This window comes from Streptomyces sp. cmx-4-9 (genome assembly GCF_046548835.1).
Classification (GTDB): Bacteria; Actinomycetota; Actinomycetes; order Streptomycetales; family Streptomycetaceae; genus Streptomyces.
Genome location: NZ_JAEBEE010000001.1, coordinates 378,965 through 403,938 on the forward strand (window position 1 = coordinate 378,965; position 24,974 = coordinate 403,938).

The window sequence follows — 24,974 nt, forward strand, 5'->3', positions numbered from 1 at the left end:
CGCCCGGAAACCGTTCGCGCCGCCGCGCCCCGATGGCTAGAATCTCCGCTCCTGCCGCCTCCCACCGCACGTCGGGGAGAGCCGCTCGCCGGTCGGCAACCGGCGGGCCGTCTGTTCGTACCGATCACCCCGATCATCAGCAGCAGCTGGAGGCAGTCCCGTGCCCGCGCACGCCCCGGAATCCGACACCGCGCCCCACGACACCGCAGGCGCAGACGCAGACGCAGACGCAGCCGGCACCGACCCGCTCGCCCGTGAACGCGCCCACCTCGCCGCCTCGCGGTCCGCGCTGCGCGCCATGCGCGCGGACGCCGAGTCCCTCGACATCCGCGACGTCACCGCGAACTGGGTCAACGCGGTCGTCCTCCAGGCCCAGATCGACGACCGCATCAAGGCCCTCGCCGACCTCGCCCACACCCCGCTCTTCTTCGGCCGTCTCGACTATGTGCACTCCCCCGGCGCGGAGCTCGCCGAGGGCGCGGAGGGCGAGCAGTTCTACATCGGCCGCCGGCACGTGCACGACGCCGGCGGCGACCCGATGGTCATCGACTGGCGCGCGCCGGTCTCCCAGCCGTTCTACCGGGCCTCCCGGAAGGACCCGCAGGACATCGGCTTGCGCCGCCGCTTCGGTTACACGGGCGGCGAGCTCACCGCGTACGAGGACGAGCACCTGCGCGACCCCGCCGAGGCGACCGCGGTCAGCAGGCTGCTCCAGCAGGAGATCGAGCGGCCGCGCGTCGGCCCCATGCGGGACATCGTCGCGACGATCCAGCCCGAGCAGGACGAGATCGTGCGCTCCGGCCTGTCCGGTTCGGTGTGCGTGCAGGGCGGCCCCGGCACCGGGAAGACCGCGGTGGGCCTGCACCGGGTCGCCTACCTGCTGTACGCCCACCGCGAGCGGCTCGCCCGCACCGGAACCCTCGTCATCGGGCCGAACCGCTCCTTCCTCCACTACATCGAGCAGGTGCTGCCCGCCCTCGGCGAGCTGGAGGTCAAGCAGGCCACCGTCGACGACCTGGTGGCCCGCGAGGGACTGGAGGTGCGCGGCGCCGACCCGGCCGCGACCGCCGTCGTCAAGGGCGACGCCCGCATGGCGCAGGTGCTGCGCCGCGCTGTCCGCTCGCACGTCTCCCTGCCCACCGAGGCGCTGATGGTGGTCCGCGGCTCGCGCCGCTGGCGGATTCCCGCGTACGAGCTGGAAGAGCTGGTCACCGAGCTCCTGGACCGGGACATCCGCTACGGCGCCGCCCGCGAGGCGCTGCCCCGGCGGATCGCGCACGCCGTGCTCGTCCGGATGGAGCAGGCGGGCGAGGCACCGGACGACCGCGTGCAGGACGCGGTGGCCCGCAGCGCGGCGGTCAAGGCCGCGGTGAAGCAGATGTGGCCGGCGGTCGAACCGGCGAAGCTCGTCCTGCGCCTCCTCTCCGACCCCGGGTTCCTCGCGCTGCACGCCGAGGGCCTCCTGTGCGCGGAGGAGCAGGAACTCCTGCTGTGGGCGAAGCCGCCGCGCAGCGTGAAGTCGGCAAAGTGGTCGGCGGCGGACCTGGTCCTCGTCGACGAGGCGGCGGACCTGGTGGAGCGGACGCACTCGCTGGGCCACGTGGTGCTCGACGAGGCGCAGGACCTGTCGCCGATGCAGTACCGGGCGGTGGGGCGGCGCTGCACGACGGGCTCGGCGACGGTGCTCGGCGACCTCGCACAGGGCACCACCCCCTGGGCCACCCGCAGCTGGGAGGTGGCGCTGACTCATCTGGGGAAGCCACAGGCGCTGGTGGAAGAGCTGACGGCGGGTTTCCGCGTGCCGCGCGAGGTGATCGCGTACGCCTCCCGGCTGCTGCCGTCGATCTCGCCGGGGCTGGCCCCGGTCGCCTCGGTCCGCGAGGCGCCGGGCTCACTGGTGGTCTCCCCCGTGGCGGACCTGCCGGCGGCGGTGGTGGCGGCCTGCCGCGACTCCCTCGCGTACGAGGGCTCGATCGGCCTGATCGCGGCGGACGCGCGGGTCCCGGTGCTCGCGCAGGCGCTGGCTCAGGCGGGGATGGCGTACCTGTCGCCGGGCGAGGAGACCACGGCGCAGTCGCGGCTGACACTGGTCCCGGCCTCGCTGGCGAAGGGCCTGGAGTACGACTACGTGGTACTGGACGAGCCCGCCGCGATCGTCGAGGGCGAACCGGACGAGCGGACCGGCCTGCGCCGCCTCTACGTCTGCCTCACCCGGGCCGTCTCCGGCCTCACCCTCCTGCACGCCGACCCGCTCCCCGCCGCCCTCGCCTGAGCCGCCGGGCGGCAGCCGTGTCAGTCCTCCAGGCGGACCGGCATCAGGAGCGAGAAGGTCTCCTCGGTGTCGGTCCGGCGGACCGCCAGGGGTGCCGTCGGGCCGCCGTACTCAAGGAACAGCTCCTCCCCGCCTGCGGCGGCGAGGGCGTCCAGGAGGAACCCGCGGTCGACGGCGATCCGGTCCGGGCCGCCCTCCCCGTCTTCGCCGCCGCAGACGGTGACCAGGCCGTCGTCCCCCACCGCGAGCACGCTGATCCCGCGGGGCGAGCCGTCCTGCTCTCGCCCCCCGCCGCCCCGGACGGGTCCCCGCTCCAGCGCCTCCCGGAGCGCCGCGGCGTCGACGGGGGCGCGGCGTCCCGCCGGCAGGCGGACGAGGCGGCGGTAGTCGGGGAAGTCGTGGTCGAGGCACCGGCCGGCCACCTGCCGGTCGCCCGTCTCCAGGGCCACCCGGCCGCCGTCCACGGTGAGCCGGACGGAGGGGTCGTCGCCCAGCAGCGCCCGCATCGCGTCGACCAGCGGAGTGGGGACGATGGCCTGCACGCGGGGCCCGTCGTGGCCGTCGGCGGCGCTCCGGGCGACGGCCAGCCGGTACCGGTCGGTGGCCACGACGCGGAGCGCCGGGCCCTCGGCGTCGAACAGGACGCCGCCGAGCACCGGCAGCTCCGGGTCGCTGCCGGCGGCGAAACGGACCGCGTCCAGCGCGGCGGCCAGTGCGGGTGCGGGGACGGTGAGGCGCAGGACGGCGGTCGGGGGTGTGGTCACGGGGTTCTCCCTGCAGGCGAGTAGCGCTCGGAGTGCGGAGAACTCGGTGCGGGCATCGGACAGCCCTGCTTCGAGGCGGCGCAGGTGCGCGTCCAGGAGCCGGAGCACCAGGTCGGTGTCCGTCCCGGACCAGCCGGCCAGGACCAGCCGGATGTCGGCCAGCGGCATGCCGGTTCGGCGCAGCCGGGCCAGCAGCCGGGACTCGTCCAACTGCCCGGCGCCGTACCAGCGGTAGCCGCTCACCGGGTCCACCCGGTCCGGGACCAGCACCCCGGCGCCGTCGTAGAACCTCAGGGCGCTCACGCTCAGCCCGCTGTCCCGGGCCATCTCTCCGATGCTGCGCATGGTGTTCTCCACACCCGGGACTCTGCGCCCTCCACCAGGTCGAGGGTCAACCCGGGCCGCCGGGCGTGCCCGGGCCCGCCCGGCGGCGTCCGACATCCGGCGCCCGGCGCCCGTCGTCCGGCGTCCGGCGTTCGGTCGCGCGGACCCCGGGCGCCGGGCCGACGGGCGCCGAGCCGACCGGCGCCGGGCCGCCCGTCAGGCCAGTGCGGACCGCCACCGGGCGACGGCCTCGGGGGAGACCGGGCGGCCCCAGCCGTCCGGCCGGGCCGCGCCGCCGATGTGGAACGCGTCGATGCCCGCCCCGCGGAGCTCCGGCAGGTGCCCGAGGGTCAGACCGCCGCCGACCAGCAGCCGGGGCCCGTACCCCGGCTCGCCCCGCCGCGCCGCCTCGGCGACCAGCACCGCCAGCCCGTCCTCGACGCCGGCCGCCGATCCCGCCGTCAGGTAGGTGTCCAGCCCGGGCAGGTCCGCGACCGCCTTGCGCAGGCCGTCGCGGTCGGCCGCGCGGTCGATGGCCCGGTGGAAGGTCCAGCGGCAGCCGCCCAGCTCCGCCACCACCGCCTCCACGGCGCCGAGGTCGGGGCTGCCGTCCGCGTGCAGGAAGCCGAGGACGAACTCGTCGGCGCCCTCGGCCCGCAGCGCCCGCGCCTCCTCGACCAGGACGGCGAGCTGCGCGGCGTCCCCGGCCGCGAACCCGTCGGCCTTGCGGAGCATCACGCGCAGCGGGATGTCGACCGCCGCCCGGATCGCCGCGAAGGTCTCGCGCGGCGGGGTGAGCCCGTCGGCGGCCATGTCGGTGACCAGCTCCAGTCGGTCCGCCCCACCGGCCTGGGCCGCGACCGCGTCCTCCGCGTCGAGGGCGATCACCTCCAGGAGCGCACGGTTGCTCATTCGATCCCATCCTTCGGCACACTTCGCGGGGCCCGTACGGCCATACGGCCCGTAGGGGAAATAGGTCTAGTCCAATATCCAGGGTACGGGCCTGCGCCCCGGCTCCACCAGCACAATCGCGCCACCCCCACAATGTGCGCATGGACACAGGCACCCCGCACACCGACACCACGGACCTCCGAGCCCGCTGGCGGGCCACCGTCGCCGCAGCCGGCGCGGACGCGGCCGCCGACCCCGCCCCCTACGCCGACCGCCTCCTCGCCGCCTGGGCGGAGCCGCAGCGGCGCTACCACACCACCGCCCACCTGGCCGCCGTCCTGCGGCACGTCGACACGCTGGAGCCGTACGCCGCCGACCCCGCCGCCGTCCGCCTCGCCGCCTGGTTCCACGACGCCGTCTACCGTCCCGACCGCTCCGAGAACGAGGAGCGCAGCGCCGCCCTCGCCGAGCGCGCCCTGCCCGAACTCGGCATCGGCGCCGCCCGCACCGCCGAGGTGGCCCGCCTGGTCCGGCTGACCGTCACCCACGACCCGGCCCCCGGCGACACGGACGGCGAGGTGCTCTGCGACGCCGACCTCGCGGTCCTGGCCGGCGCCCCCGCCGCGTACGCCGCCTACGCCGCCGCCGTCCGCGAGGAGTACGGCTTCGTCCCCGACGACGCCTTCCGGACCGGCCGGACCGCCGTACTGCGCCGGCTCCTCGGCCTGCCCCGGCTCTTCCGCACCCCGTACGGCACCGCCCACTGGGAGGGCCCGGCCCGGACCAACCTCGCCACCGAGCTGGCACTGCTGGATTCACAGGGCTGACACATTCCCGGGGAATGTCATCCGTTTCGGCACGGTTGGTGAGATACATGCCCGAAGCCGCCACACGCACCCGCATGCCCGTCGCCGTCTACGTCCTCGGCCTGTCCGTCTTCGCACTCGGCACCAGCGAGTTCATGCTCTCCGGGCTCCTGCCGCCGATCGCCGAGGACATGGGCGTCACCATCCCGCAGGCCGGCCTGCTCATATCGGCCTTCGCCATCGGCATGGTGATCGGCGCGCCCCTGCTGGCCGTGGCCACCCTGCGGCTGCCCCGGCGCACCACCCTCGTCACGCTGATCAGCCTCTTCGGCCTCGGACAGGTCGCGGGCGCACTGGCCCCCACCTACGAGCTGCTCTTCGCCTCCCGCGTGGTCTCGGCCCTGGCCTGCGCCGGGTTCTGGGCCGTCGGCGCGGCCGTCGCCATCGCCATGGTCGAACGCCACCAGCGGGCCCGCGCGATGGCCGTCATGATCGGCGGCCTGTCCATCGCCAACGTCCTGGGCGTCCCCGCCGGGGCCTTCCTCGGCGAGCACCTGGGCTGGCGCTCCGCCTTCTGGTCCGTGGGCGCGGCCTCCGCCGTCGCCCTCGCCGGCATCCTCGCCCTGATCCCGAAGATCCCGCTGCCCGACGAGAAGCCCCGCCTCGGGCAGGAGCTGCGCATCTACCGCGACCGGCAGGTGTGGCTGTCCATCGTGGTCACGGCCCTCGCCGCGGGCGGCGTCTTCTGCGCCTTCAGCTACCTGTCCCCGCTGCTCACGGACGTGGCCGGACTCGACTCCCAGTGGGTCCCCTGGATCCTCGGCCTCTTCGGCGTCGGCGCGCTCGCCGGCACCACCCTCGGCGGCCGGGTCGCCGACGCGCACCTGTTCGGCGTGCTGCTCTGGGGCATCACCGCCTCGACCGCCTTCCTGACGGCGCTCGCCCTGCTGGCCTCCACGCAGGCCGCCGCGATCGCGCTGTCGTTCCTGCTCGGCTTCTCGGCGTTCTTCACCGCCCCGGCGCTCAACGCCCGCATGTTCAACGTCGCCGGCGCCGCGCCCACCCTGGCCGGCGCCACCACGACGGCCGCGTTCAACCTCGGCAACACCGGCGGCCCCTGGCTCGGCGGCACCGTCATCGACGCGGGCCTCGGCTTCTCCGCCACCGCCTGGGCGGGCGCCGCCATGACGGTCACCGCGATCGCCCTCACGGTGGTCTCCCTGCGCCTGGACCGGCGTACGCCGCCCCGCGCCGCCCGCGTCGTCGCCGCCTCGGCGCCCGGTCCCGCCACGGTCCCGGCGGCCGAGCCCGCGCGCGCCTGAGCGGGCGGCGGCCCGGCGGACCGGGCCGCGGACAGGGACGCGGGCGTTCCTCGGCCGCGCCCGGTCCGCTACGCCGGTTACGGCTGGGGGCGGCCCTTCGGGCGGCGCAGGCCCGCCGCCGTCAGCCGGGCGACGAGCTCCTTGCTGCCGATCTGCACCGCGCCCGCGTCGACCGCGTCCGCGTACCGGTGCGAGGGGACGTCGTAGTGGTCCCGCTCGAAGGCCCGCGGCGGGCAGCCGATGGCCGCCGCGAAGGCGTGCAGCTCCTCGTACGACACGTCGCTGACCAGGTGCGACCACATGCGGCCGTGACCCGGCCAGGTCGGGGGGTCGATGTAGAGGGTCACCGGCCGAAGACCGTGCCGAGGCCGCCGACGGCCGCCACCTTCACGCCCGCCTCCGAGCACACCCAGTGCGGATCGGGGCCCAGCTCCGGCTCCACGTCCAGGGCATGCGGGTCGCCGTGGTTGCAGACCGGGCACAGCGGCCAGCGCCCGTACTTCTCCAGCAGCGCGTCCTGCACGTCCTGGGCGACGAGCCCGGCGAGGTAGTCGACCCCCTCCGGCCACTGCTCCACCCACCACCGGCGGTGCGTGACCGAGTCCTCGACGAGGGAGACGACATCGGCATCGGCGACCTGGCCGGCGGCGAGGTCGGCGAGAACGAGTGCGCGGGCGACGTGCAGCGCCTGCTCCAGGGGGGTCGCGTGGTCCATGGCCTCATTGTGGCCCCGTACGGCCCAACCTGGCCAAGGCCCTTTCCCCGCTGTGACGTATGGCGCCTTGACGCCCACCCTCGGCGAAAATAAGTTTCAGCCGTGAGCACGAACGCGAAGGAAACTTCCAGCCACTCGCCCCGGCGCCGGGCCCCCGGCACCCCGCCAGCCCCGTACCCGGCCGCCCCGGACCCGGCAGGCCCGGCGCAGGCCGGCACGGCCGCGCAGGCCGGCACGGTGCCCGTACCCTCCGGGATGGCCCTGCGGGCGCGCGTGCGCAGCCTCGGCCCCTCCATGACGCGGTCCGTACTGGCCGTCGCCGAGGCCGTCGCCGAGGACCCGGCGGGCTGCTCGCGCCTGACCGTCACCGCCCTCGCGGAGCACACCGGCACCAGCGAGGCCACCGTCGTCCGCGCCGCCCGCCTCCTGGGCTACCCCGGCTACCGTGACCTGCGCCTTGCCCTCGCCGCGCTGGCCGCCCAGCAGGAGTCCGGCGCCGCCCCCGCCGTCACCGTCGGCATAGCCGTCGACGACCCCCTCTCCGACGTCGTCGCCAAACTCGCCCGGGAAGAGGCCCAGACCCTCGCCGACACCGCGGCCGGCCTCGACCTGGCCCAGCTGGCCGGAGCCGTCACCGCCCTGGCCACCGCCCGCCGCATCGACATCTACGGCATCGGCGCCTCGGCCCTCGTCGGCCAGGACCTGGCGCAGAAGCTGCTGCGCATCGGGCTCGTCGCGCAGGCCCACGCCGACCCCCACCTCGCCGTGACCGGCGCCGTCCAGCTGCGCCCCGGTGACGTGGCGGTCGCCATCACCCACTCCGGCGCCACCGACGACGTGATCGACCCGCTGCGCACCGCCTTCGAGCGCGGCGCCACCACCATCGCCCTCACCGCCCGCCCGAACGCCCCCGTCTCCCACTACGCCGACCTGGTCCTGGCCACCTCCGCAGCCCGCGAGACCCAGCTGCGCCCGGCCGCCATGTCCAGCCGGACCAGCCAGCTCCTCGTCGTCGACTGCCTCTTCGTCGGCGTCGCCCAGCAGACCTACGAGACCGCCGCGCCCGCCCTCGCCGCCTCCTACGAGGCGCTCGCACCCCGCCACCGCGCCACCGTCCCCGGCGGCAGGCGCGGCCCGGCCACCCCGCGCTGACCGAACCGCCAGGAGCCGCCCCATGACCGCCCACGCCGCACTGCGCGCCCAGCTGGAGACCCTGACCACCGAGGCCTTCCGCCCCGAACTCGCCGAGATCGACCGGCTCTCCACCCTCGACATCGTCCGCACCATGAACGCCGAGGACGCCACCGTCCCCGCCGCCGTCGCCGGAGCGCTGCCGCAGATCGCCGCAGTGATCGACGCCGTCGCGGCGCGCATGGCCCGCGGCGGACGGCTCGTCTACGCGGGTGCCGGCACCGCCGGCCGGCTCGGCGTGCTGGACGCCAGCGAGTGCCCGCCCACCTTCAACACCGACCCCGCCCAGGTCCTCGGCCTGATCGCGGGCGGTCCCTCCGCCATGGTCAAGGCCGTCGAAGGCGCCGAGGACTCCGCGGAGCTCGCCGCCGCGGACCTCACCGCCCTCGCCCTGACCGCCGACGACACGGTGATCGGCGTCTCCGCCTCCGGCCGCACCCCGTACGCGGTCGGCGCCGTCGCCTTCGCCCGCGCCCGCGGCGCCCTGACCGCCGGCCTGTCCTGCAACGCGGGATCCGCGCTCGCCGCCGCTGCCGAGCACGGCATCGAGGTGGTCGTCGGCCCCGAACTGCTCACCGGGTCCACCCGCCTGAAGGCGGGCACCGCCCAGAAGCTCGTCCTCAACATGATCTCGACGATCACGATGATCCGGCTCGGGAAGACGTACGGGAACCTGATGGTCGACATGCGCTCCTCCAACGACAAGCTGTACGCCCGCGCCCGCCGCATCGTCGCCCTGGCCACCGGCGCCCCCGACGAGGAGATCGAGGCCGCGCTCACCGCCACCGGCGGCGAGGTGAAGGACGCCATCCTCGTGGTCCTCGGCGGGGTCGACGGCGCGCGCGCCGCCGAGCTCCTCACGGCCTCGCAGGGCCACCTCCGCGCCGCCCTCGCCCAGACCAGCTGACCCCCGACGCAAGGCGACCCCATGTCCACTGACAAGAACCGCGCCACTGCCGCCGCGATCCTCCCCCTGGTCGGCGGCCCGGACAACGTCCTGTCGACGGCGCACTGCATGACCCGGCTGCGCATCGCCCTGCGGGACCGCGCCCTGGTCCAGGACGAAGCCCTCAAGGCGCTGCCCGCGGTCCTCGGCGTCGTCGAGGACGACACCTACCAGATCGTGCTCGGCCCGGGCGCGGTCGCCCGCGTCACCCCCGAGTTCGAAGCCCTGGTCGAGGAGGGCCGCACGGCGCAGCCCGCCCCCGCCGCCGCCCCCGCCGCCGGCCCCGGGCCCTCCGGTGACCGGGCGGCCCCGGTCACGGCGGACGGGCTCGCCGCCCAGGGGTCCGCCCTGAAGGCGGCGCGGAAGGCGCGCAACGCCACCCCCTTCAAGCTCTTCCTGCGCCGGATCGCGAACATCTTCGTCCCCCTGATCCCGGCCCTCATCGGCTGCGGGATCATCGCCGGCCTCAACGGCCTGCTGACCAACCTCGGCTGGCTGCCCGCCGTCGTGCCCGCCCTCGCGGCGATCGCCTCCGGGTTCATGTCCCTGATCGCGGTCTTCGTCGGCTACAACACCGCCAAGGAGTTCGGCGGCACCCCGGTCCTGGGCGGCGCGGTCGCCGCCGTCATCGTCTTCCCGGGCGTCGCCAAGATCGACGCCTTCGGCCAGCAGCTCTCCCCCGGCCAGGGCGGCGTGCTCGGGGCCCTCGCCGCCGCCCTGCTCGCCGTCCGGATCGAGAAGTGGTGCAGCAAGCGGATTCCGGAGGCCCTGGACGTCCTGGTCACCCCCACCCTCACGGTGCTGGTCTCCGGCCTGGTGACCCTGTTCGGCCTGATGTTCCTCGCCGGCGAGGCCTCCTCCGCCATCGGCACCTTCGCCGACCGGCTCCTCGCCGGCGGCGGCGCCTTCGCGGGCCTGGTCCTGGGCGGCCTCTTCCTCCCGCTGGTGATGCTCGGCCTGCACCAGGCCCTCATCCCCATCCACACCACGCTGATCGAGCAGTCCGGCTACACGGTGCTGCTGCCCATCCTGGCCATGGCGGGCGCGGGCCAGGTCGGCGCCGCCATCGCCGTCTACTACCGGCTCCCGCACAACGCCTCGGTCCGCGCCACCGTCAAGTCCGCCCTCCCCGCCGGCTTCCTGGGCATCGGCGAACCGCTGATCTACGGCGTCTCCCTGCCGCTGGGCCGCCCCTTCGTCACCGCCTGCGTCGGCGGCGCGGCCGGCGGCGCCTTCGTGGGCCTCGCCCACCAGGTCGGCATCGCCTTCGGCTCCACCGCCATCGGACCCTCCGGCTGGGCCCTGTTCCCCCTGCTGGACGGCACCTCGGGCCTGGCCGCCAGCCTCACCGTCTACGCGGGAGGCCTCGGCATCGGCTACCTGGTGGGCTTCCTCGCCACCTACTTCTTCGGCTTCACCGACCGGATGCTGGCCGACCTCGACACGCCCCCCGCCCCGGCCGCCCCGCCCCCGTCCACCGGCCCGGCGCCGAAGGAACCGGCCCTCACCCCCTGACGGGGCCGCCGGTGCACACCGGTCAGAGGCCGCCGGTGAACAGCAGCCGGTTCGGCCCGCCCGCGCCGACGCCGGTCAGCACGTCCTTGGTGGACTCCGCCTCCAGGAACTCGATGACCTCCTGGGGCCCCGCCCCCGGGTGCGCCGCCCGGTACAGCACGGCGACGCCGGCGGCGTGCGGGGCGGCCATCGACGTACCGTCCAGGGCCAGGCTGCCGCCGCCCAGCTTCGCGGAGACGACGGCCTGGCCGGGCGCGTACAGGGAGACGCAGGGGCCGTGGTTGGAGAAGCCGCTCTGTGCGTCCCGCTCGTCGGAGGCGGCGACGGTGAGCACCCGTGCGGCGGACGCGGGCGAGACCAGACAGGCGTCCTTCGCGCTGTTGCCGGCCGCGACCACCGGCAGGACACCCGCGTCGAAGAGCGCGGTGGCCGCGTCGTTGACCGCGTCCGAGGTGTCCCCGCCCAGGGAGGCGTTCAGGACGGCGGGCTGCCGGGCGTTCTTGGCCACCCAGTCCATCCCGGCGACGATCCCCGACCACGTCCCGGTGCCGTCGCAGCCGAGGACGCGGACGCTGACCAGGTCCGCCCTGCGCGCCACCCCGTACGTCGCCCCGGCCACCGTGCCCGCGACGTGCGTGCCGTGGCCCTGGCAGTCCTGGCCGCCGCGTCCGTCGCCGACGGCGTCGAAACCGGCCCTGGCGCGCCCGCCGAACTCCTCGTGGGCGAAGTCGATGCCGGTGTCCAGGATGTACGCGGTCACCCCGGCGCCGTCGCCCAGGACCGTGACGTCCCGGTCCAGCGGCAGTGCCCGCTGGTCGATCCGGTCCAGCCCCCAGGAGGCCGCCGGAACCCGCGCCCCTCCCGCCCCGGCCGGCTGCGGCACGGACTGCACCTCGGCGTCCTCCTCGACCGCGGTGACGGCCGGGCTGCTGCGGACGCGCTCCAGCTGACGGGGGGTCAACGGGACGGCGAAGCCGTTCAGCGCCGAACCGTAGAGGAACGACGGCTCAAGGCCCAGCTCCTTCGCCGCACGCGCCGCGTCCGCCCCCTTCTCCAGGGTCACGATGTACCGGCCGGGCACCGGCCGGGCCGCGGTCTTCAACGGGGCCGGGACCGGCTCCGGGGCCGCGGCGAAGGCGCCTCCCGCCGTGAACGGGATGACGCAGAGCAGGGCGGCGGCGGACGCACGGGCGGGCAGGCGCATGGGGGGAACTCCCGGACGGGGGCAGGGACCGGCATGGATGAGCCGCCCCCACGGCACCGTGTGCTCGTGCGGGGACGGCTCACCTCCCATCGGTGCCACCCGCCGGGCCGGTTCGAACCCCCGGCACGGTCCGGCGGCCGCCCCGCCCCGGCCCGTCCCGCCCGTGCGGGCAGCGCGGCCCGCCCGCGCCGCACCGGCCGCGCCCCGGTCGGGTGAGCCCGGACGGCCCGCGGCCCCGCCACGAGGATCACCCGGACGGTCCGCCGCCACCCCAGGCGCCGCCGGCTTCGGGGCCGTCCGAGGCCGGCGGCCGCTCAGCCCCGGTACACCCGCAACTGCGCGACCTCGTACGCCATCTCCGTCAGCTCCGGGCCCGGCGCGGGGTGGTAGCGCCCGGCGGACACCGACAGGTTGACGATCAGGTAGGCGTGCCAGCCGCGGCCCACACCACGGCGGTCGGCGAACACCCGCGCCCCGTTGACCCACCAGACCACCGACGTCCGGCCGAACTCCACCTTCAGGTCCACCCACGCACCGGGCCGTACCGCCGGGTCGCGGTGGTAGCGGTGCGCCTCGCGGACGTGGTTGGAGAGCTCCAGCAGGTCCGGGTTGTCCGGGTGGTACTCGAAGACGTCGATCTCCTGGCCGCCGTCCCGCCAGGTCCAGATCGCCGGCCAGGCGCCCCGCTCCACCGGGAGCTTCACCCGCGCCTCCAGCACGTCGCCGGTGCGCACCATGAAGCCCTGGTCGCTGCCCTCGGTGGTGAGCAGCCCGGCGTCCCAGTTGCCGTCCGGGCGCAGCGTGGCCCGGAAGACACCGGAGCGGCTGTAGGCGGGATCGGCGGTGAGGTGGTCGAGCTTGTTGTCGCCGGGGTTGACCGGGCCGCCGTCGGGATAGGCCCAGGAGCGGCCGGCGACCCACTGGTCGGGTGAGGAGAAGTCGGCGGTGAAGACGGGGGCGCGGCGGGGCGCGAAGAGAACGGGGCCCCCGCCGTCCTGGGGGGCGAGGCGGCGGGTCAGGCGCCGCAGCCATCCGAGCGTTTCCGAGACCATGCCTGTGCTGTGCCCGGTGGAAACCGGGCCAACCTCCGGTTCTCGCTCAGAGTAATCGCATGACTGCGTTCAGCGAACAGAGGCGTGCGCCGCGCGCACGAAGGCGCGGATCAGCGCGGGGGACTTCACCCCGCGCTCCCTTTCGACCCCGCTGGACACGTCCACGCCCCAGGCCCCCGTCGCCCGCAGGGCCTCGCCGACGGTCTCGGGGTCCAGCCCGCCCGCCAGCAGCCAGTGGCCCCGCGGCGCGGTGAACTCCGCGGAACCCCAGTTCCACGGCTTGCCGGAGCCGGGGTCGGGGGCGTCGAGCAGCAGCAGGTCCTCCCCGTACTCGCCGCAGCTGCGCACGTGTTCCGCGGTGGCCCGCAGCAGCGTCCGGCCCACGGCGCGCAGCGCAGCGAACTCCTCCGGGCCCTCCTCGCCGTGCAGTTGCACGCCCCGTACGCCGCTCTCCTCGGCGAACCGCCGCACCTCCGCCACCGGCTGCGCCCGGAACACCCCGACGGTCAGCACCCCGGCCGGCACCCGCGCGGCGAGCTCCCGGGCCGCGGCGGCCGTGACGGTCCGCGGGCTGCCGGGCGCGAAGACGAACCCGACGGCGTCGGCTCCCGCCTCCACGGCCGCGTCGACGTCCTGGGCGGTCTTCAGGCCGCAGATCTTGACGAAGGGTGCTCGGCTCATGCTCATACCCCGAGTCAACCAAATCCGCCGCCCCACGGCTGCCCCGTCCCGGCCACCGGGCACGCGTCAGGGGGTCGGGCGGGGCCAGGGGACGTCGGTGGCGACCGGGGCGGCGTAGTCGATGCCGGGCACGGAGAACCCGTAGAGCCGCCGGACCTCCGTGCGGAACCAGTCGAGGTCGGCCAGGCCCGCGACGGTCTCCGTGGTGGCCTCGGCCCAGCGCCGCGCCACCTCCGCCTGGACCGCGCCGGACAGTTCGAAGGCGTCCAGGCGGACCCGGCCCTCCTCGTCGACGGCGAGCGGGGCGGCGCCGGTCAGCTGGTCCCACAGGGCGGCCAGCTGGTGGACCGGCGGGACGAGGCCCTCGCCGAGGACACCGCGCAGCAAGCCGGTGTACAGGGCGATGCCCGGGATCGCGGTGGAGGACTGGGTGACGGCGGCGCCGTTGACGGAGGTCACGGCCCGCCCGCCGACCAGCGTGGCGAGCCGCGCGTCAAGGGTGCGGGCGGTGGCCTCCAGATGGGCCTTGGCCGCGCCGATGGTGCCCTGCCGGTAGATCTCCGCCGTCAGCGGCGAGCCGATGTACGACAGCGCGGCGGTGGAGAACCCGTCGGCGAGCAGCCCCCGCCCGGCGAGCCGGTCGATCCAGCGCTCCCAGTCCGCGCCGCCCATCACGGCGACGGTCTGCTCCACGTCGTCGCCCTCGGCCGGCCCGGTCTCCACCTCGCGGACCTCGGCGGCGCCCTCGCCGTCGAAGACGAGCGTCTTGGTGCGGCCGGCCCGGCCGATCGGCTTGAGGACCGAGGCGTAGACGGCGCCCGTGTCGGGGTCGGTGCGCCGGGGCGCGGCCACCGAGTAGACCAGGTGGTCCAGCCGGCCGCCGAACCGCTGCTCGACCAGGTCGGCGACCTCGTCCTTCACCGCGTCGGAGAACGCGTCCCCGTTGACGAAGACCAGGTCCCGTCCGGCGGCGCGGGCGAGGTCGGCGGTGGCCGCGGTGCGGTACCAGCCGGCCGTCGCCGTGCGCCGGGCGGTGGGCGCCTTCTCGAAGCACACCGCGATCCCGCGGATCCCGGCGCGCTTGAGCCCGGCGAGCACGGCCGCGAGACCGTACCCGGCGGAGGAGCCGATGACCAGCGCGACCGGTCCGTCCCCCGCCGCCCCGCCGGCCCCGCCCGCCCCGTCGGGAGCCGCAGCGGGGGCCGGGGCAGGGGCGGGACAGGCCTGCCACATGTCGGCGACCAGCTGCCGGCAGCCCGCCGGGTGGGAGTCGAGGAAGAGGAAGCCCCGGTTGCGGGGGGCGAGAACACGCTCGTTCACGATCACGGTCCTTGGGTCGGCCGGGGCACGGGCGCGGCGGCCGGCCTGCCGCGCCCTGCAAGTCTGCTCCGGCGCGCCCGCACGCGGTGGACCCGCAGCAGACAATGATCATGCTCGGGACTTGGCGTGTTCCCACGACCACGGGAGCCGGACACGCCCGAGGGCGGCACCCGCTCCGTCCGGAGTGGGTGCCGCCCTCGGTTCGAGAACAGCCGATCAGCCAGGGGCCGATCAGAAGTCCATGTCACCGCCCGGCATGCCGCCGCCCGCGGGGGCACCGGCCTTCTCGGGCTTGTCGGCGATGACGGCCTCGGTGGTGAGGAACAGCGCGGCGATCGACGCGGCGTTCTGCAGCGCGGAGCGCGTGACCTTCGCCGGGTCGATGATGCCCTCGGCGATCATGTCGACGTACTCGCCGGTCGCGGCGTTCAGGCCCCAGCCCACGGTGAGGTTGCGGACCTTCTCCACGACGACGCCGCCCTCGAGACCGCCGTTGACGGCGATCTGCTTCAGCGGGGCCTCCAGCGCGAGCTTCACGGCGTTGGCGCCGGTCGCCTCGTCACCCGACAGGTCGAGCTTCTCGAAGACCGAGGAGGCCTGCAGCAGGGCCACGCCACCACCGGCGACGATGCCCTCCTCGACGGCCGCCTTCGCGTTGCGGACGGCGTCCTCGATGCGGTGCTTGCGCTCCTTGAGCTCGACCTCGGTCGCGGCACCGGCCTTGATGACGGCCACGCCGCCGGCCAGCTTCGCGAGGCGCTCCTGGAGCTTCTCACGGTCGTAGTCCGAGTCGGAGTTCTCGATCTCGGCGCGGATCTGGTTGACGCGACCCTGGACCTGGTCGCTGTCGCCGGAGCCGTCGACGATCGTGGTCTCGTCCTTGGTGATGACGACCTTGCGGGCACGGCCGAGCAGGTCGAGACCGGCGTTCTCCAGCTTGAGGCCGACCTCCTCGGAGATGACGGTGCCACCGGTGAGGATGGCGATGTCGCCGAGCATGGCCTTGCGGCGGTCGCCGAAGCCCGGGGCCTTGACGGCGACGGACTTGAAGGTGCCGCGGATCTTGTTGACGACCAGGGTCGACAGGGCCTCGCCCTCGACGTCCTCGGCGATGATCAGCAGCGGCTTGCCGGACTGCATGACCTTCTCCAGGAGCGGCAGCAGGTCCTTGACCGAGCCGATCTTGGAGTTGACGATCAGGATGTACGGGTCGTCGAGCGACGCCTCCATACGCTCCATGTCGGTGGCGAAGTACGCCGAGATGTAGCCCTTGTCGAAGCGCATGCCCTCGGTGAGCTCAAGCTCCAGGCCGAAGGTCTGCGACTCCTCGACCGTGATGACGCCTTCCTTGCCGACCTTGTCCATCGCCTCGGCGATGAGCTCGCCGATCTGCGTGTCGGCGGCGGAGATGGAGGCCGTCGAAGCGATCTGCTCCTTGGTCTCGACATCCTTGGCCTGCGCGAGCAGGGCGGCGGAGACGGCCTCGACGGCCTTCTCGATACCGCGCTTGAGGGCCATCGGGTTGGCACCGGCGGCCACGTTGCGCAGACCCTCGCGTACGAGCGCCTGGGCGAGCACGGTGGCGGTGGTCGTACCGTCGCCGGCGACGTCGTCCGTCTTCTTGGCGACTTCCTTGACCAGCTCGGCGCCGATCTTCTCGTACGGGTCCTCGAGCTCGATCTCCTTGGCGATGGAGACGCCGTCATTGGTGATCGTGGGCGCGCCCCACTTCTTCTCAAGGACGACGTTGCGACCCTTGGGGCCAAGGGTGACCTTGACGGCGTCGGCGAGCTGGTTCATCCCACGCTCGAGGCCGCGCCGGGCCTCCTCGTCGAACGCAATGATCTTGGCCATCTGAAGTGGTCCTCCCAGGGGGTCCCTCCCATGCCGTAGGCCATGGGGGAAGGGGTGGATTGCTCCGGACCGCGCCCGCGCCCGCGACGGACGGCCTGCACGCCCGGCGGTTCCTTCCCGCCGGACCCTGCGGGCCTCACCGGCCCGGTCCTCGTATCGGTAGCACTCTCACTTGGAGAGTGCTAACGCCAATGATTAGCACTCGCCCCCCGCGAGTGCAAGCGGCTTGGGTCAAGACCGGCCCACGAGTCAGGCAGGACACGGGCCGGCCGGCCACGACGCACGAGGGGCCCACATCCCGTGTCCAGGATGTGGGCCCCTCGTGGCGTTCGCGTGGGCGGTCGATCGCGCCGGGATCAGCCGAGTGCGAGCTTGACCATGTCCGCCTGCGGACCCTTCTGGCCCTGCGAGATCTCGAACTCGACCCGCTGACCTTCTTCAAGGGTGCGGTACCCGTCCATCTGGATGGCGCTGTAGTGGACGAACACATCCGCACCACCGTCGACCGCGATGAAGCCGTAGCCCTTCTCCGCGTTGAACCACTTGACGGTGCCCTGAGCCATGCCTAACTCCCCTATTACTGGCCCTTGCGCAGGAACGCACTTCGCGGTCCCGGGTCTTCACCTGCGTCGGAACGCGTCGACCGAGGCTGAATGTATCTGCGCGGGTGCTGTCTGCAACAGGTCAATCCGACGAGAATTCAGGACACCGGGAAAGATTGAAATAGAGTGAAAATTTGGCATATCCACGGGCAACTCGGGCCGGGCATATTGCGCCAAAGCCCCATACCGCACTTGCACATTGACCCGATGTCGACCCTCACGCGGCCCGTTCATATGCGGCGGGCAAGAACAGCGGAGGGGACTTCCCCAACCCTACCGCGCCCAATCAAGCAGAATTGCCCCCTCCGCTTTGTGGCGGAGGGGGCAATTTCGGTTTCGCGTGTCAGTTACCGGAGGGTCATCCGCCCGCAACGGCAGGAATGATCGAAACGCCCGAACCGTCCGGGGTGACCGCTTCCAGGCCGCCCTCGAAGCGCACGTCGTCGTCGTTCACGTAGACGTTCACGAAGCGCCGCAGCTTGCCCTGGTCGTCCAGGACCCGCGCGGCGATGCCCGGGTGGCTCTTCTCCAGCGACTCGATGACCTCGGCCAGCGTGGCGCCCTCGGCGGACACCTCGGCCCGGCCGCCGGTGTAGGTGCGCAGGATGGTGGGGATGCGGACGTTGACGCTCATGGCGCTACTGCCTTTCCGGTGTGCAGGGGGAGGGTCAGGCCAGGTTGGCGGCGCGGAACGCGTCCAGGCTCGGGCGGATGGTGGCGGTCTGCCCGCTGTCCGCGGCCACCGCCTCCAGGGTCTTCAGGCCGTCGCCGGTGTTCAGGACCACCGTGGTCAGCGCCGGGTCGAGCAGCCCGTTCTCGATGAGCTTCTTCGTCACGCCGACGGTCACGCCGCCCGCGGTCTCCGCAAAGATGCCCTCGGTCTGCGCGAGGATCTTGATGGCCTCGACGACCTGCTCGTCGTTGACGTCCTCGACGTAGCCGCCGGTGCGCCGCGCGATGTCCAGGACGTACGGGCCGTCCGCCGGGTTGCCGATCGCCAGGGACTTGGCGATGGTGTTCGGCTTCTGCGGGCGGACCACCTCGTGACCCGCCTTGAAGGCGGTCGAGACCGGGGAGCAGCCCTCGGCCTGCGCACCGAAGATCTTGTAGGGCTTGTCCTCGACGAGGCCCAGCCTGACCAGCTCCTGCAGACCCTTGTCGATCTTCGTCAGCTGCGAGCCGGATGCGATCGGGATGACGATCTGGTCGGGCAGCTGCCAGCCGAGCTGCTCGCAGATCTCGTACGCCAGGGTCTTGGAACCCTCGCCGTAGTACGGGCGCAGATTGACGTTGACGAAGCCCCAGCCCTCGCCCAGCGGGTCGCCGATGAGCTCGGAGCAGAAGCGGTTGACGTCGTCGTAGTTGCCCTCGATGCCGACCAGGTCGCCGCCGTACACCCCGGCCATGACGACCTTGCCCTGCTCCAGGTCGTGCGGGATGAACACGCAGGAGCGGAATCCGGCCCGGGCGGCCGCGGCGCCGACCGCGCCGGCCAGGTTGCCGGTGGAGGAGCACGAGAGGGTGGTGAAGCCGAAGGCGCGGGCCGCCTCGACGGCGATGGCCACGACGCGGTCCTTGAAGGAGTGCGTCGGGTTGCCGGAGTCGTCCTTCACGTACAGCTTGCCGGTGACGCCCAGCTCCTTGGCCAGGTTCGCCGCGTCCACCAGCTTGGTGAAGCCCGGGTTCAGGCTGGGCTTGGAGGCCACGTCCGCGGGGACGGGCAGCAGCGGCGCGTAGCGCCAGATGTTGTCCGGGCCGGCCTCGATCGCGGCGCGCAGCGCCTCCGGGTCGCCGGTGGGGAGGTCGTAGGCGACTTCCAGGGGTCCGAAGCACTCGGCGCACGCGAAGATCGGGCCGAGAGCGAAGCGGGTACCGCACTCGCGACAGGAGAGGCCGGTGGCGGGTCCGAGATCGACCGAATCGACGTCGGCAGAGGTGGCAGTCTGTGCAGCCATGATGGCGAGGCCCTTTCTCCTCATCTTCCCCATGGCGCACTTCGCCATGAGACGGATTTGGCACCTTCCCTAGCCGGGGACCTCGCTGTTGTCGCTGACGTACGCGATCGCGAGACCGACTGGAGGGTTGCCGGGGCTTCAACGGGCCGTGTCCCTCTGCCCCTCTGGATGAGCGGTATGGCACCGGGCGACGCGCTCTGCGGCGCACCCGGGCGTTTGTGCACGAGGACCCCCGACATGCGATGGTCCTTCGCGTTGTTCAAGACTGTAACCGAAGGCCCCGGCCGGTTGAGACAACCGTCCGAACCGCGAGATGGATCCGGGCTTGGGCCGATCCGCCCGACCGCAGGGAGTGCTGAGAGTGCTGGAAGAGGTGGAGCGCTGGCTGGCCGCCCGCTCCTGGTCCGCCGCAGACCGACCGCTCGACCAGCTGCTCGACCGGAAACGGGCAGCCGGCACCACGGTCAGCGTGGTGCTCCCCGCCCTCGACGAGGAGGCGACCGTCGGCGCCATCGTCGAGGCGATCCGGCGGGACCTCATGGACGGGCTGCCCGTCCCGCTGGTGGACGAACTGCTCGTGGTGGACTCGGGCTCGACCGACCGCACGGCCGAGGTCGCGGCGAAGGCCGGCGCCCGCGTCGTGCACCGCGACGACGTCCTGCCGCGGATACCGGCCCTGCCCGGCAAGGGCGAGGTGCTGTGGCGCTCGCTGCTGGCCACCACCGGGGACGTGGTCTGCTTCGTCGACGCGGACCTGCGCGACTTCTCCTCCGCCTTCGTCTCCGGAATCCTCGGGCCCCTGCTGACCGACCCCGAGGTGCAGTTCGTCAAGGCGATGTACGACCGGCCCCTCGGCGACGCCCCCGGGCAGGGCGGCCGGGTCACCGAACTCGTCGCCCGCCCGCTGCTGAACCTCCACTGGCCGCAGCTCGCCGGGTTCGTCCAGCCGCTGGGCGGCGAGTACGCCGTGCGCCGCGGGCTGCTGGAGCGGCTCCCCTTCCCCGTGGGGTACGGGGTGGAGCTGGGCCTGCTGGTCGACGCCCTGCACACGGTCGGTCTGGACGCACTGGCCCAGGTGGACGTCGGGGTGCGGCTCCACCGCCACCAGGACGGGCGCGCGCTCGGCCGGATGGCCGCGGCGATCTACCGCACGGCGCAGGTGCGCCTCTCCCGCGGGCACCTCGTCCGGCCGGAACTCGTCCAGTTCGAACGCGGGCCCGAGGGCTTCGTCCCGCACACCCACCCGGTGGACACCGAGGAGCGGCCGCCGATGGTGACGGTCACCGAGTACGCGCGACGCCGCGTGGCGTGACGATCACACACGTTTGAGCATGCACGGGCCGGGCTAGGTTGGCCGCATGGCTTCTCAGGTACTCGTCGCGGCGAACCGCGGCCCGCTCTCCTACGACCTCTCCGCGGACGGCACCCTCGATGCGCGCCGGGGCGGGGGTGGTCTCGTCTCCGGCCTGTCCGCCGCGCTGGCGCAGCAGCCGGACGCGCTGTGGATCTGCGCGGCCCTGTCGGACGGGGACCGGGAGGCGGTCCGGCGCGGCGTGTCCGAACCGGGGGTCCGGATGCTGGACATCGATCCCGCGGTGTACGACGACGCGTACAACGGCATCGCGAACTCCGTCCTCTGGTTCACGCACCACCACCTCTACGACAGCCCGCGGACCCCCGTCTTCGACGCCCGCTTCCGGGAGCAGTGGCAGTCGTACACCGCCTACAACCAGGCCTTCGCCGAAGCCCTCGCCCATGAGGCGGCCGAGGGAGCGCGGGTCCTGGTGCAGGACTACCACCTGGCCCTGGTCCCGGGCGCGCTGCGCGAACTGCGCCCCGACCTGCGGATCGCGCACTTCACGCACACCCCGTGGGCGGCGCCCGAGTTCCTGGACATGCTGCCCGGCGACGTCCGGGAGCAGCTGGTGCAGGGGATGCTCGGCGCGGACGTGGTCGGCTTCCACACCACGGCCTGGGCGGACTCCTTCCGGGCGGGCGCCCGGCCCGACGAGGAACGCACGCGGGTCGCCGTGTTCCCGCTGGGCGTGGACGCGGACGAACTGCGGGCGCTCGCGCACCGCCCCGAGGTCGACGAGAAGCTGGCGGGACTCCGGGAGGAGGTCGCCGGACGCAAGACGGTCGTCCGGGTGGACCGGACGGAGCTGTCGAAGAACATCCTGCGCGGGCTGCTGGCCTACCGGGAGCTGCTGACGGTCCACCCCGAGTGGCGCGGCGAGGTCGTGCACCTGGCCTCGGCCTACCCGTCGCGGCAGGACCTGGAGGCGTACCGGTCGTACACGGCCGCGGTGCGGGAGCTGGCGGACGAGGTCAACGCGGAGTTCGGCACGCCGGACTGGCAGCCGGTGCTGGTGTCCGTGCAGGACGACTTCTCGCGCTCGCTGGCGGCGTACCGGATGGCGGACGTGGCGCTGGTGAACCCGGTGCGGGACGGCATGAACCTCGTGGCGAAGGAGATCCCGGTGGTCTCCGAGGCGGGGTGCGCGCTGGTGCTGTCCACCGGGGCGGGGGCGTACGAGGAGCTGCGCGAGCAGGCGCTGACGGTGAACCCGTACGACGTGTCGGCGACGGCCGAGGCGCTGCACGCTGCGCTGGCCATGCCGGCGGCGGAACGCGCGGACCGCACCAAACGCCTCGCGGCCGCCGCCACCGCCCTCCCCCCGTCAGCCTGGTTCGAAGCCCAGCTCACCGCCCTCTCCCGGTGACCCCGGGCGGAGCCCCTGCCCGCGCCGACCAGGGCTCCGCCTGAGCCTTCGCCTCAATCGCCGGCGGGGCTGAAAAGCCCCACAGGCCGACCGGGGCCCCGCCCATCCTTCACCGCAGCCCAGGCCCGGCCCGGCACAACCAGCCCCGCCGGCGCTTGAGGCGAAAGCCCGGGCGCAGCCCAGGCTCCGCCCGGTGAACCCGGCCCCGGCTCAGGCGGTGAGGGATGTCGCCAGGGTGGAGAGGAAGGCGACCACCTGGGCCGGTCCGGGGAGGACCAGGTCGGCGCGGGAGGCCAGTTCCGGGACCTCGGCCGAGCCGCTGCACACCAGCAGCCCCGGCAGCCCGTCCGTACGCCGCTTCTCCACGGCCGCAAAGGCCGCCAGGTCCCCGAGGTCGTCCCCGGCGTACAGCACCGCCTCCGCCCCCGTCTCCGCGAGGAACTCCGTCAGGGCGACCCCCTTGTCGGTCCCCGGCGGCCGCAGCTCCAGCACGGCCCGGCCCGGCTCGACCATCAGCCCGTGCCGGGCGGCGAGCTCGGCCAGGGGCTCCCGCAGGGCGGCGAAGGCGGCCTCCGGGTCCGCGGCCCGGCGGGTGTGCACGGCCAGCGCGCGGCCCTTCTCCTCGATCCAGGTACCGCGCCAGGCCCCGATCGACTCCAGGAACCCCGGCAGCTCGGCCCGTACCGCGGCCACCCCGGGGTGCTCGGCGGGGGCGTGGACGGTGCCGGTGACGGCGTCCCAGCGCTCGGCCCCGTAGTGCCCGAGGACCACCAGGTGCTCCAGGCCCGGCACCCCGGCGAAGCCGCCGTAGCGGACGGCCACGCCCGCCGGGCGGCCGGTGATGACGGCCACCGAGGCCACCTCGGGGGCCAGCGCGGCCAGCGCCGGCACGGCTCCGGGATGGGCGCGGGCCTGGTCCGGGTCCGGGACGATGTCGGCGAGGGTGCCGTCGAAGTCGAGGGCGACCACGGACCGGCGGGGTGCGCGGAGCAGGGCGTCGAGGCCCTCGCGTCCGGCGGCGGTGACGGGCGTCGGCAGTTCGTGCGGCTGGCTCCCCATACGGACGACCCTAACGGCCCGGCCGGGTGACGGCTACGGCGCGGGGTGCTCCCGGCGCGGGCGGCACGCGTCCGTCACCTCCGGGAGCGCTGCGCCTCGCGGATGCGCCGCAGCCGGTTGACCGTGCCGGGGGCGTGCGCCAGGGCCCGCGGATCGTCCATGAGGGCGTTGAGCAGCTGGTAGTAGCGGACCGGGGTCATTCCCAGGGTCTCGCGTATGGCCCGTTCCTTGGCTCCGGGCCCGGGCCAGGTGCGTCCCTCGCAGGCGAGCACCGCGGCCTCCGCGGCCGTCAGCTGCTGCCCGTCGTCCGTCATACCGCCAGATTAACGCCGCCCGCCGACAGCGGTCCGCGCGCGGCGGTCCCGCGGCCGGCGGTCCCGCGGCCGGCGGTCCCGCGGCCGGCGGTCCGGTTCAGCGCGGGTCCGCCGCCCGCGCGGCCGTCGCGATGTCCTCCAGGACCTTCGCCGGCTGCCCGCCCGGCTGCACGGTCTTGCCGATGTCCTGCTTGATGTCCTCGCTCACGCCCGCCCAGGACTTCTTGCCGACCGGGTACAGCCGGGCGTTGGGCAGGGCCGCCAGGAAGGTCTTCAGCTGCGGCGCGGACCCGCCCGTGCCGGACTGCACGGCCCGGTAGCCGCTCGTGGTCACGGGCAGCAGGTCGTAGGCGTTGGTGAAGGCGGTCACGTTCTTCGCCTCGTACACGTAGTCCAGGAACGCGCCGGACTCGGCCTTGTGCCCGGTCTTGAAGGCCATCATCCAGTCCGCGACGCCCATCGCCGAGTGCTCGGTGCCGTCGGAGGTGGGCAGGGTGACCATGCCGAACTTCACCCCCTTGCCGGCGGCCTGCTTCAGCAGCGTGGGGTGGCCGTTGAGCATGCCGACCTCGCCGCGCGTGAAGGCGTCGAAGGCGGCCTGGCGGTCCAGCTTGCCGGGCTCCACCGGGCCGGTCAGGCCCTGGCCGACCATCTTGTCGCGCAGGAACTCCAGCGTCTTGATGTTGTCGGCCGAGTCGATGGAGTACGCCTCCTCGTTGTCGGTGTAGCCGCCGCCTCCCGCGAGCATCCACATCATGGTCTCGGCCTGTGCCTCCTCGCGGCCCAGGGGCAGCGCGAGGGGGGTCTGGACCCCGGCGGCCTTCAGCTTCTTCGCGGCGGCTTCCAGCTCCGCCCAGCTCTTCGGCTGCCAGGGGGTCTTCCCGTCCTTGGGGACGATGCCGGCGTCGGCGAACAGCTTCTCGTTGTAGAAGAGCAGCCGGGTGCTGGCCACGAAGGGCATGCCGTACTGGACCCGGTTGACCTTGCCCGCGTCGGCGAGCGGCCCGAGGAAGTCGGCCTCCGTCTTCACGGAGAGCAGCTCGTCCACGGAGTACAGCTTGTCGTCGGCCGCGTAGTCGGCGTAGGCGCCGATCTGGGCGATGTCGGGGGCCTTGCCGGCCTTGACCATCTCGGCGACCTTGGCGTCGACCTCGGACCAGGAGTAGACGCTCACCTCGACGCGGATGTCCGGGTGGGCCTTCTCGAAGCTGTCGGCGAGGTCCTTCCAGTACGTCGCGGACGAGTTCTGCGGATTGTCCCCGTAGTCGGCCGCCACGACCCGCAGGGTCACCTCGTTGTCCCCGGTGAGTCCACCGACGGCTCCGCAGCCCGTCAGCGTCACGGCTGTCAGGCACAGCGCGGCGCCCGACGCGGCCAGGTTCAGGTAACGGCCCTTCACAGTTCTCCATCCACCCCTTGTTGTACGTACGATCCACGTAAGGTCTACACCACTTTGGCGGCGGG

23 protein-coding genes and 1 riboswitch are annotated in these 24,974 nt (G+C 73.7%); of the genes, 8 read left to right on the forward strand and 15 right to left on the reverse strand.

Annotation, left to right across the window (positions count from 1 at the left end; all coding sequences use genetic code 11):
- The first annotated feature begins 160 nt into the window (after window positions 1-160).
- The gene (locus tag ACLJTM_RS01845) at window positions 161-2,272 is read left to right on the forward strand and encodes a HelD family protein (protein WP_411101550.1); all 2,112 of its coding nucleotides are present in this window, start codon (window positions 161-163) and stop codon (window positions 2,270-2,272) included.
- Window positions 2,273-2,292: 20 nt separating this feature from the next.
- On the opposite strand, the gene ACLJTM_RS01850 is transcribed toward ACLJTM_RS01845, so the two are convergent.
- Together ACLJTM_RS01850 and ACLJTM_RS01855 are read right to left on the reverse strand one after the other, a co-directional pair.
- On the reverse strand, window positions 2,293-3,381 hold the full coding sequence (locus ACLJTM_RS01850) for a MerR family transcriptional regulator (RefSeq protein ID WP_411101551.1): 1,089 nt from the start codon (window positions 3,379-3,381) through the stop codon (window positions 2,293-2,295).
- Between the two features lie 195 nt (window positions 3,382-3,576).
- Window positions 3,577-4,272: a copper homeostasis protein CutC gene (locus tag ACLJTM_RS01855; protein ID WP_411101552.1), complete on the reverse strand. Its 696-nt coding sequence runs from the start codon at window positions 4,270-4,272 to the stop codon at window positions 3,577-3,579.
- A gap of 140 nt (window positions 4,273-4,412) precedes the next feature.
- Between ACLJTM_RS01855 and ACLJTM_RS01860 the strand changes: the two genes are divergently transcribed.
- Both ACLJTM_RS01860 and ACLJTM_RS01865 read left to right on the forward strand, forming a co-directional pair.
- Window positions 4,413-5,078, forward strand: a complete 666-nt coding sequence (locus ACLJTM_RS01860) for a hypothetical protein (RefSeq protein WP_411101553.1) — start codon at window positions 4,413-4,415, stop codon at window positions 5,076-5,078.
- A gap of 74 nt (window positions 5,079-5,152) precedes the next feature.
- Window positions 5,153-6,379: a Cmx/CmrA family chloramphenicol efflux MFS transporter gene (locus ACLJTM_RS01865; RefSeq protein ID WP_411102247.1), complete on the forward strand. Its 1,227-nt coding sequence runs from the start codon at window positions 5,153-5,155 to the stop codon at window positions 6,377-6,379.
- Between the two features lie 77 nt (window positions 6,380-6,456).
- On the opposite strand, the gene ACLJTM_RS01870 is transcribed toward ACLJTM_RS01865, so the two are convergent.
- Both ACLJTM_RS01870 and ACLJTM_RS01875 read right to left on the reverse strand, forming a co-directional pair.
- On the reverse strand, window positions 6,457-6,726 hold the full coding sequence (locus tag ACLJTM_RS01870; protein WP_411101554.1) for a DUF4031 domain-containing protein: 270 nt from the start codon (window positions 6,724-6,726) through the stop codon (window positions 6,457-6,459).
- Window positions 6,723-7,094: a hypothetical protein gene (locus tag ACLJTM_RS01875; RefSeq protein WP_411101555.1), complete on the reverse strand. Its 372-nt coding sequence runs from the start codon at window positions 7,092-7,094 to the stop codon at window positions 6,723-6,725. The genes ACLJTM_RS01870 and ACLJTM_RS01875 overlap by 4 nt, the downstream gene beginning before the upstream one ends.
- A gap of 255 nt (window positions 7,095-7,349) precedes the next feature.
- Here ACLJTM_RS01875 and ACLJTM_RS01880 point away from each other — a divergent pair, with 255 nt between their 5' ends.
- Genes ACLJTM_RS01880 through ACLJTM_RS01890 form a run of 3 tightly spaced genes read left to right on the forward strand, consistent with a single transcriptional unit; the run spans window position 7,350 to window position 10,746 of the window.
- Entirely contained in the window at window positions 7,350-8,246 is an 897-nt protein-coding gene (locus ACLJTM_RS01880; protein WP_411102248.1) for a MurR/RpiR family transcriptional regulator, read from the forward strand.
- Window positions 8,247-8,268: 22 nt separating this feature from the next.
- A complete protein-coding gene (murQ, locus tag ACLJTM_RS01885; RefSeq protein WP_411101556.1) occupies window positions 8,269-9,192 on the forward strand; it encodes an N-acetylmuramic acid 6-phosphate etherase in 924 nt (307 codons plus the stop codon).
- Window positions 9,193-9,213: 21 nt separating this feature from the next.
- On the forward strand, window positions 9,214-10,746 hold the full coding sequence (locus ACLJTM_RS01890) for a PTS transporter subunit EIIC (protein ID WP_411101557.1): 1,533 nt from the start codon (window positions 9,214-9,216) through the stop codon (window positions 10,744-10,746).
- Between the two features lie 22 nt (window positions 10,747-10,768).
- On the opposite strand, the gene ACLJTM_RS01895 is transcribed toward ACLJTM_RS01890, so the two are convergent.
- From ACLJTM_RS01895 to thrC, 8 genes are all read right to left on the reverse strand, one after another.
- Window positions 10,769-11,950 (reverse strand): S8 family peptidase, encoded by a 1,182-nt coding sequence (locus ACLJTM_RS01895; protein ID WP_411101558.1) that lies wholly within the window; start codon window positions 11,948-11,950, stop codon window positions 10,769-10,771.
- Window positions 11,951-12,264: 314 nt separating this feature from the next.
- Window positions 12,265-13,002 carry a beta-glucanase gene (locus ACLJTM_RS01900; RefSeq protein ID WP_411101559.1) on the reverse strand — a complete coding sequence of 246 codons (738 nt, stop codon included), beginning with the start codon at window positions 13,000-13,002 and terminating at the stop codon, window positions 12,265-12,267.
- Window positions 13,003-13,071: 69 nt separating this feature from the next.
- Window positions 13,072-13,683, reverse strand: a complete 612-nt coding sequence (locus ACLJTM_RS01905) for a phosphoribosylanthranilate isomerase (protein WP_411102249.1) — start codon at window positions 13,681-13,683, stop codon at window positions 13,072-13,074.
- 66 nt (window positions 13,684-13,749) lie between these two features.
- Window positions 13,750-15,003 (reverse strand): enoyl-[acyl-carrier-protein] reductase FabV, encoded by a 1,254-nt coding sequence (locus ACLJTM_RS01910; RefSeq protein WP_411101560.1) that lies wholly within the window; start codon window positions 15,001-15,003, stop codon window positions 13,750-13,752.
- Window positions 15,004-15,234: 231 nt separating this feature from the next.
- The gene (gene groL, locus ACLJTM_RS01915; protein WP_266935216.1) at window positions 15,235-16,857 is read right to left on the reverse strand and encodes a chaperonin GroEL; all 1,623 of its coding nucleotides are present in this window, start codon (window positions 16,855-16,857) and stop codon (window positions 15,235-15,237) included.
- Window positions 16,858-17,213: 356 nt separating this feature from the next.
- The gene (locus ACLJTM_RS01920; RefSeq protein ID WP_030009783.1) at window positions 17,214-17,420 is read right to left on the reverse strand and encodes a cold-shock protein; all 207 of its coding nucleotides are present in this window, start codon (window positions 17,418-17,420) and stop codon (window positions 17,214-17,216) included.
- 397 nt (window positions 17,421-17,817) lie between these two features.
- Window positions 17,818-18,093 carry a MoaD/ThiS family protein gene (locus tag ACLJTM_RS01925; RefSeq protein ID WP_411101561.1) on the reverse strand — a complete coding sequence of 92 codons (276 nt, stop codon included), beginning with the start codon at window positions 18,091-18,093 and terminating at the stop codon, window positions 17,818-17,820.
- Window positions 18,094-18,127: 34 nt separating this feature from the next.
- The gene (gene thrC / locus ACLJTM_RS01930) at window positions 18,128-19,414 is read right to left on the reverse strand and encodes a threonine synthase (protein ID WP_411101562.1); all 1,287 of its coding nucleotides are present in this window, start codon (window positions 19,412-19,414) and stop codon (window positions 18,128-18,130) included.
- Between the two features lie 17 nt (window positions 19,415-19,431).
- Window positions 19,432-19,589: riboswitch (SAM riboswitch) on the reverse strand.
- 186 nt (window positions 19,590-19,775) lie between these two features.
- Here thrC and ACLJTM_RS01935 point away from each other — a divergent pair.
- Together ACLJTM_RS01935 and ACLJTM_RS01940 are read left to right on the forward strand one after the other, a co-directional pair.
- On the forward strand, window positions 19,776-20,726 hold the full coding sequence (locus ACLJTM_RS01935; RefSeq protein WP_411101563.1) for a glucosyl-3-phosphoglycerate synthase: 951 nt from the start codon (window positions 19,776-19,778) through the stop codon (window positions 20,724-20,726).
- Window positions 20,727-20,772: 46 nt separating this feature from the next.
- Window positions 20,773-22,137, forward strand: a complete 1,365-nt coding sequence (locus tag ACLJTM_RS01940; protein ID WP_411101564.1) for a trehalose-6-phosphate synthase — start codon at window positions 20,773-20,775, stop codon at window positions 22,135-22,137.
- A 210-nt stretch (window positions 22,138-22,347) separates the two neighbouring features.
- On the opposite strand, the gene otsB is transcribed toward ACLJTM_RS01940, so the two are convergent.
- The 3 genes from otsB to ACLJTM_RS01955 form a co-directional block, all read right to left on the reverse strand.
- Window positions 22,348-23,196, reverse strand: a complete 849-nt coding sequence (gene otsB, locus ACLJTM_RS01945; RefSeq protein WP_411101565.1) for a trehalose-phosphatase — start codon at window positions 23,194-23,196, stop codon at window positions 22,348-22,350.
- A 74-nt stretch (window positions 23,197-23,270) separates the two neighbouring features.
- Complete coding sequence (locus ACLJTM_RS01950; protein ID WP_411101566.1) at window positions 23,271-23,510, reverse strand: DUF3263 domain-containing protein; 240 nt, start codon at window positions 23,508-23,510, stop codon at window positions 23,271-23,273.
- Between the two features lie 97 nt (window positions 23,511-23,607).
- Window positions 23,608-24,909 (reverse strand): extracellular solute-binding protein, encoded by a 1,302-nt coding sequence (locus ACLJTM_RS01955; protein WP_411101567.1) that lies wholly within the window; start codon window positions 24,907-24,909, stop codon window positions 23,608-23,610.
- Window positions 24,910-24,974 lie beyond the last annotated feature (65 nt).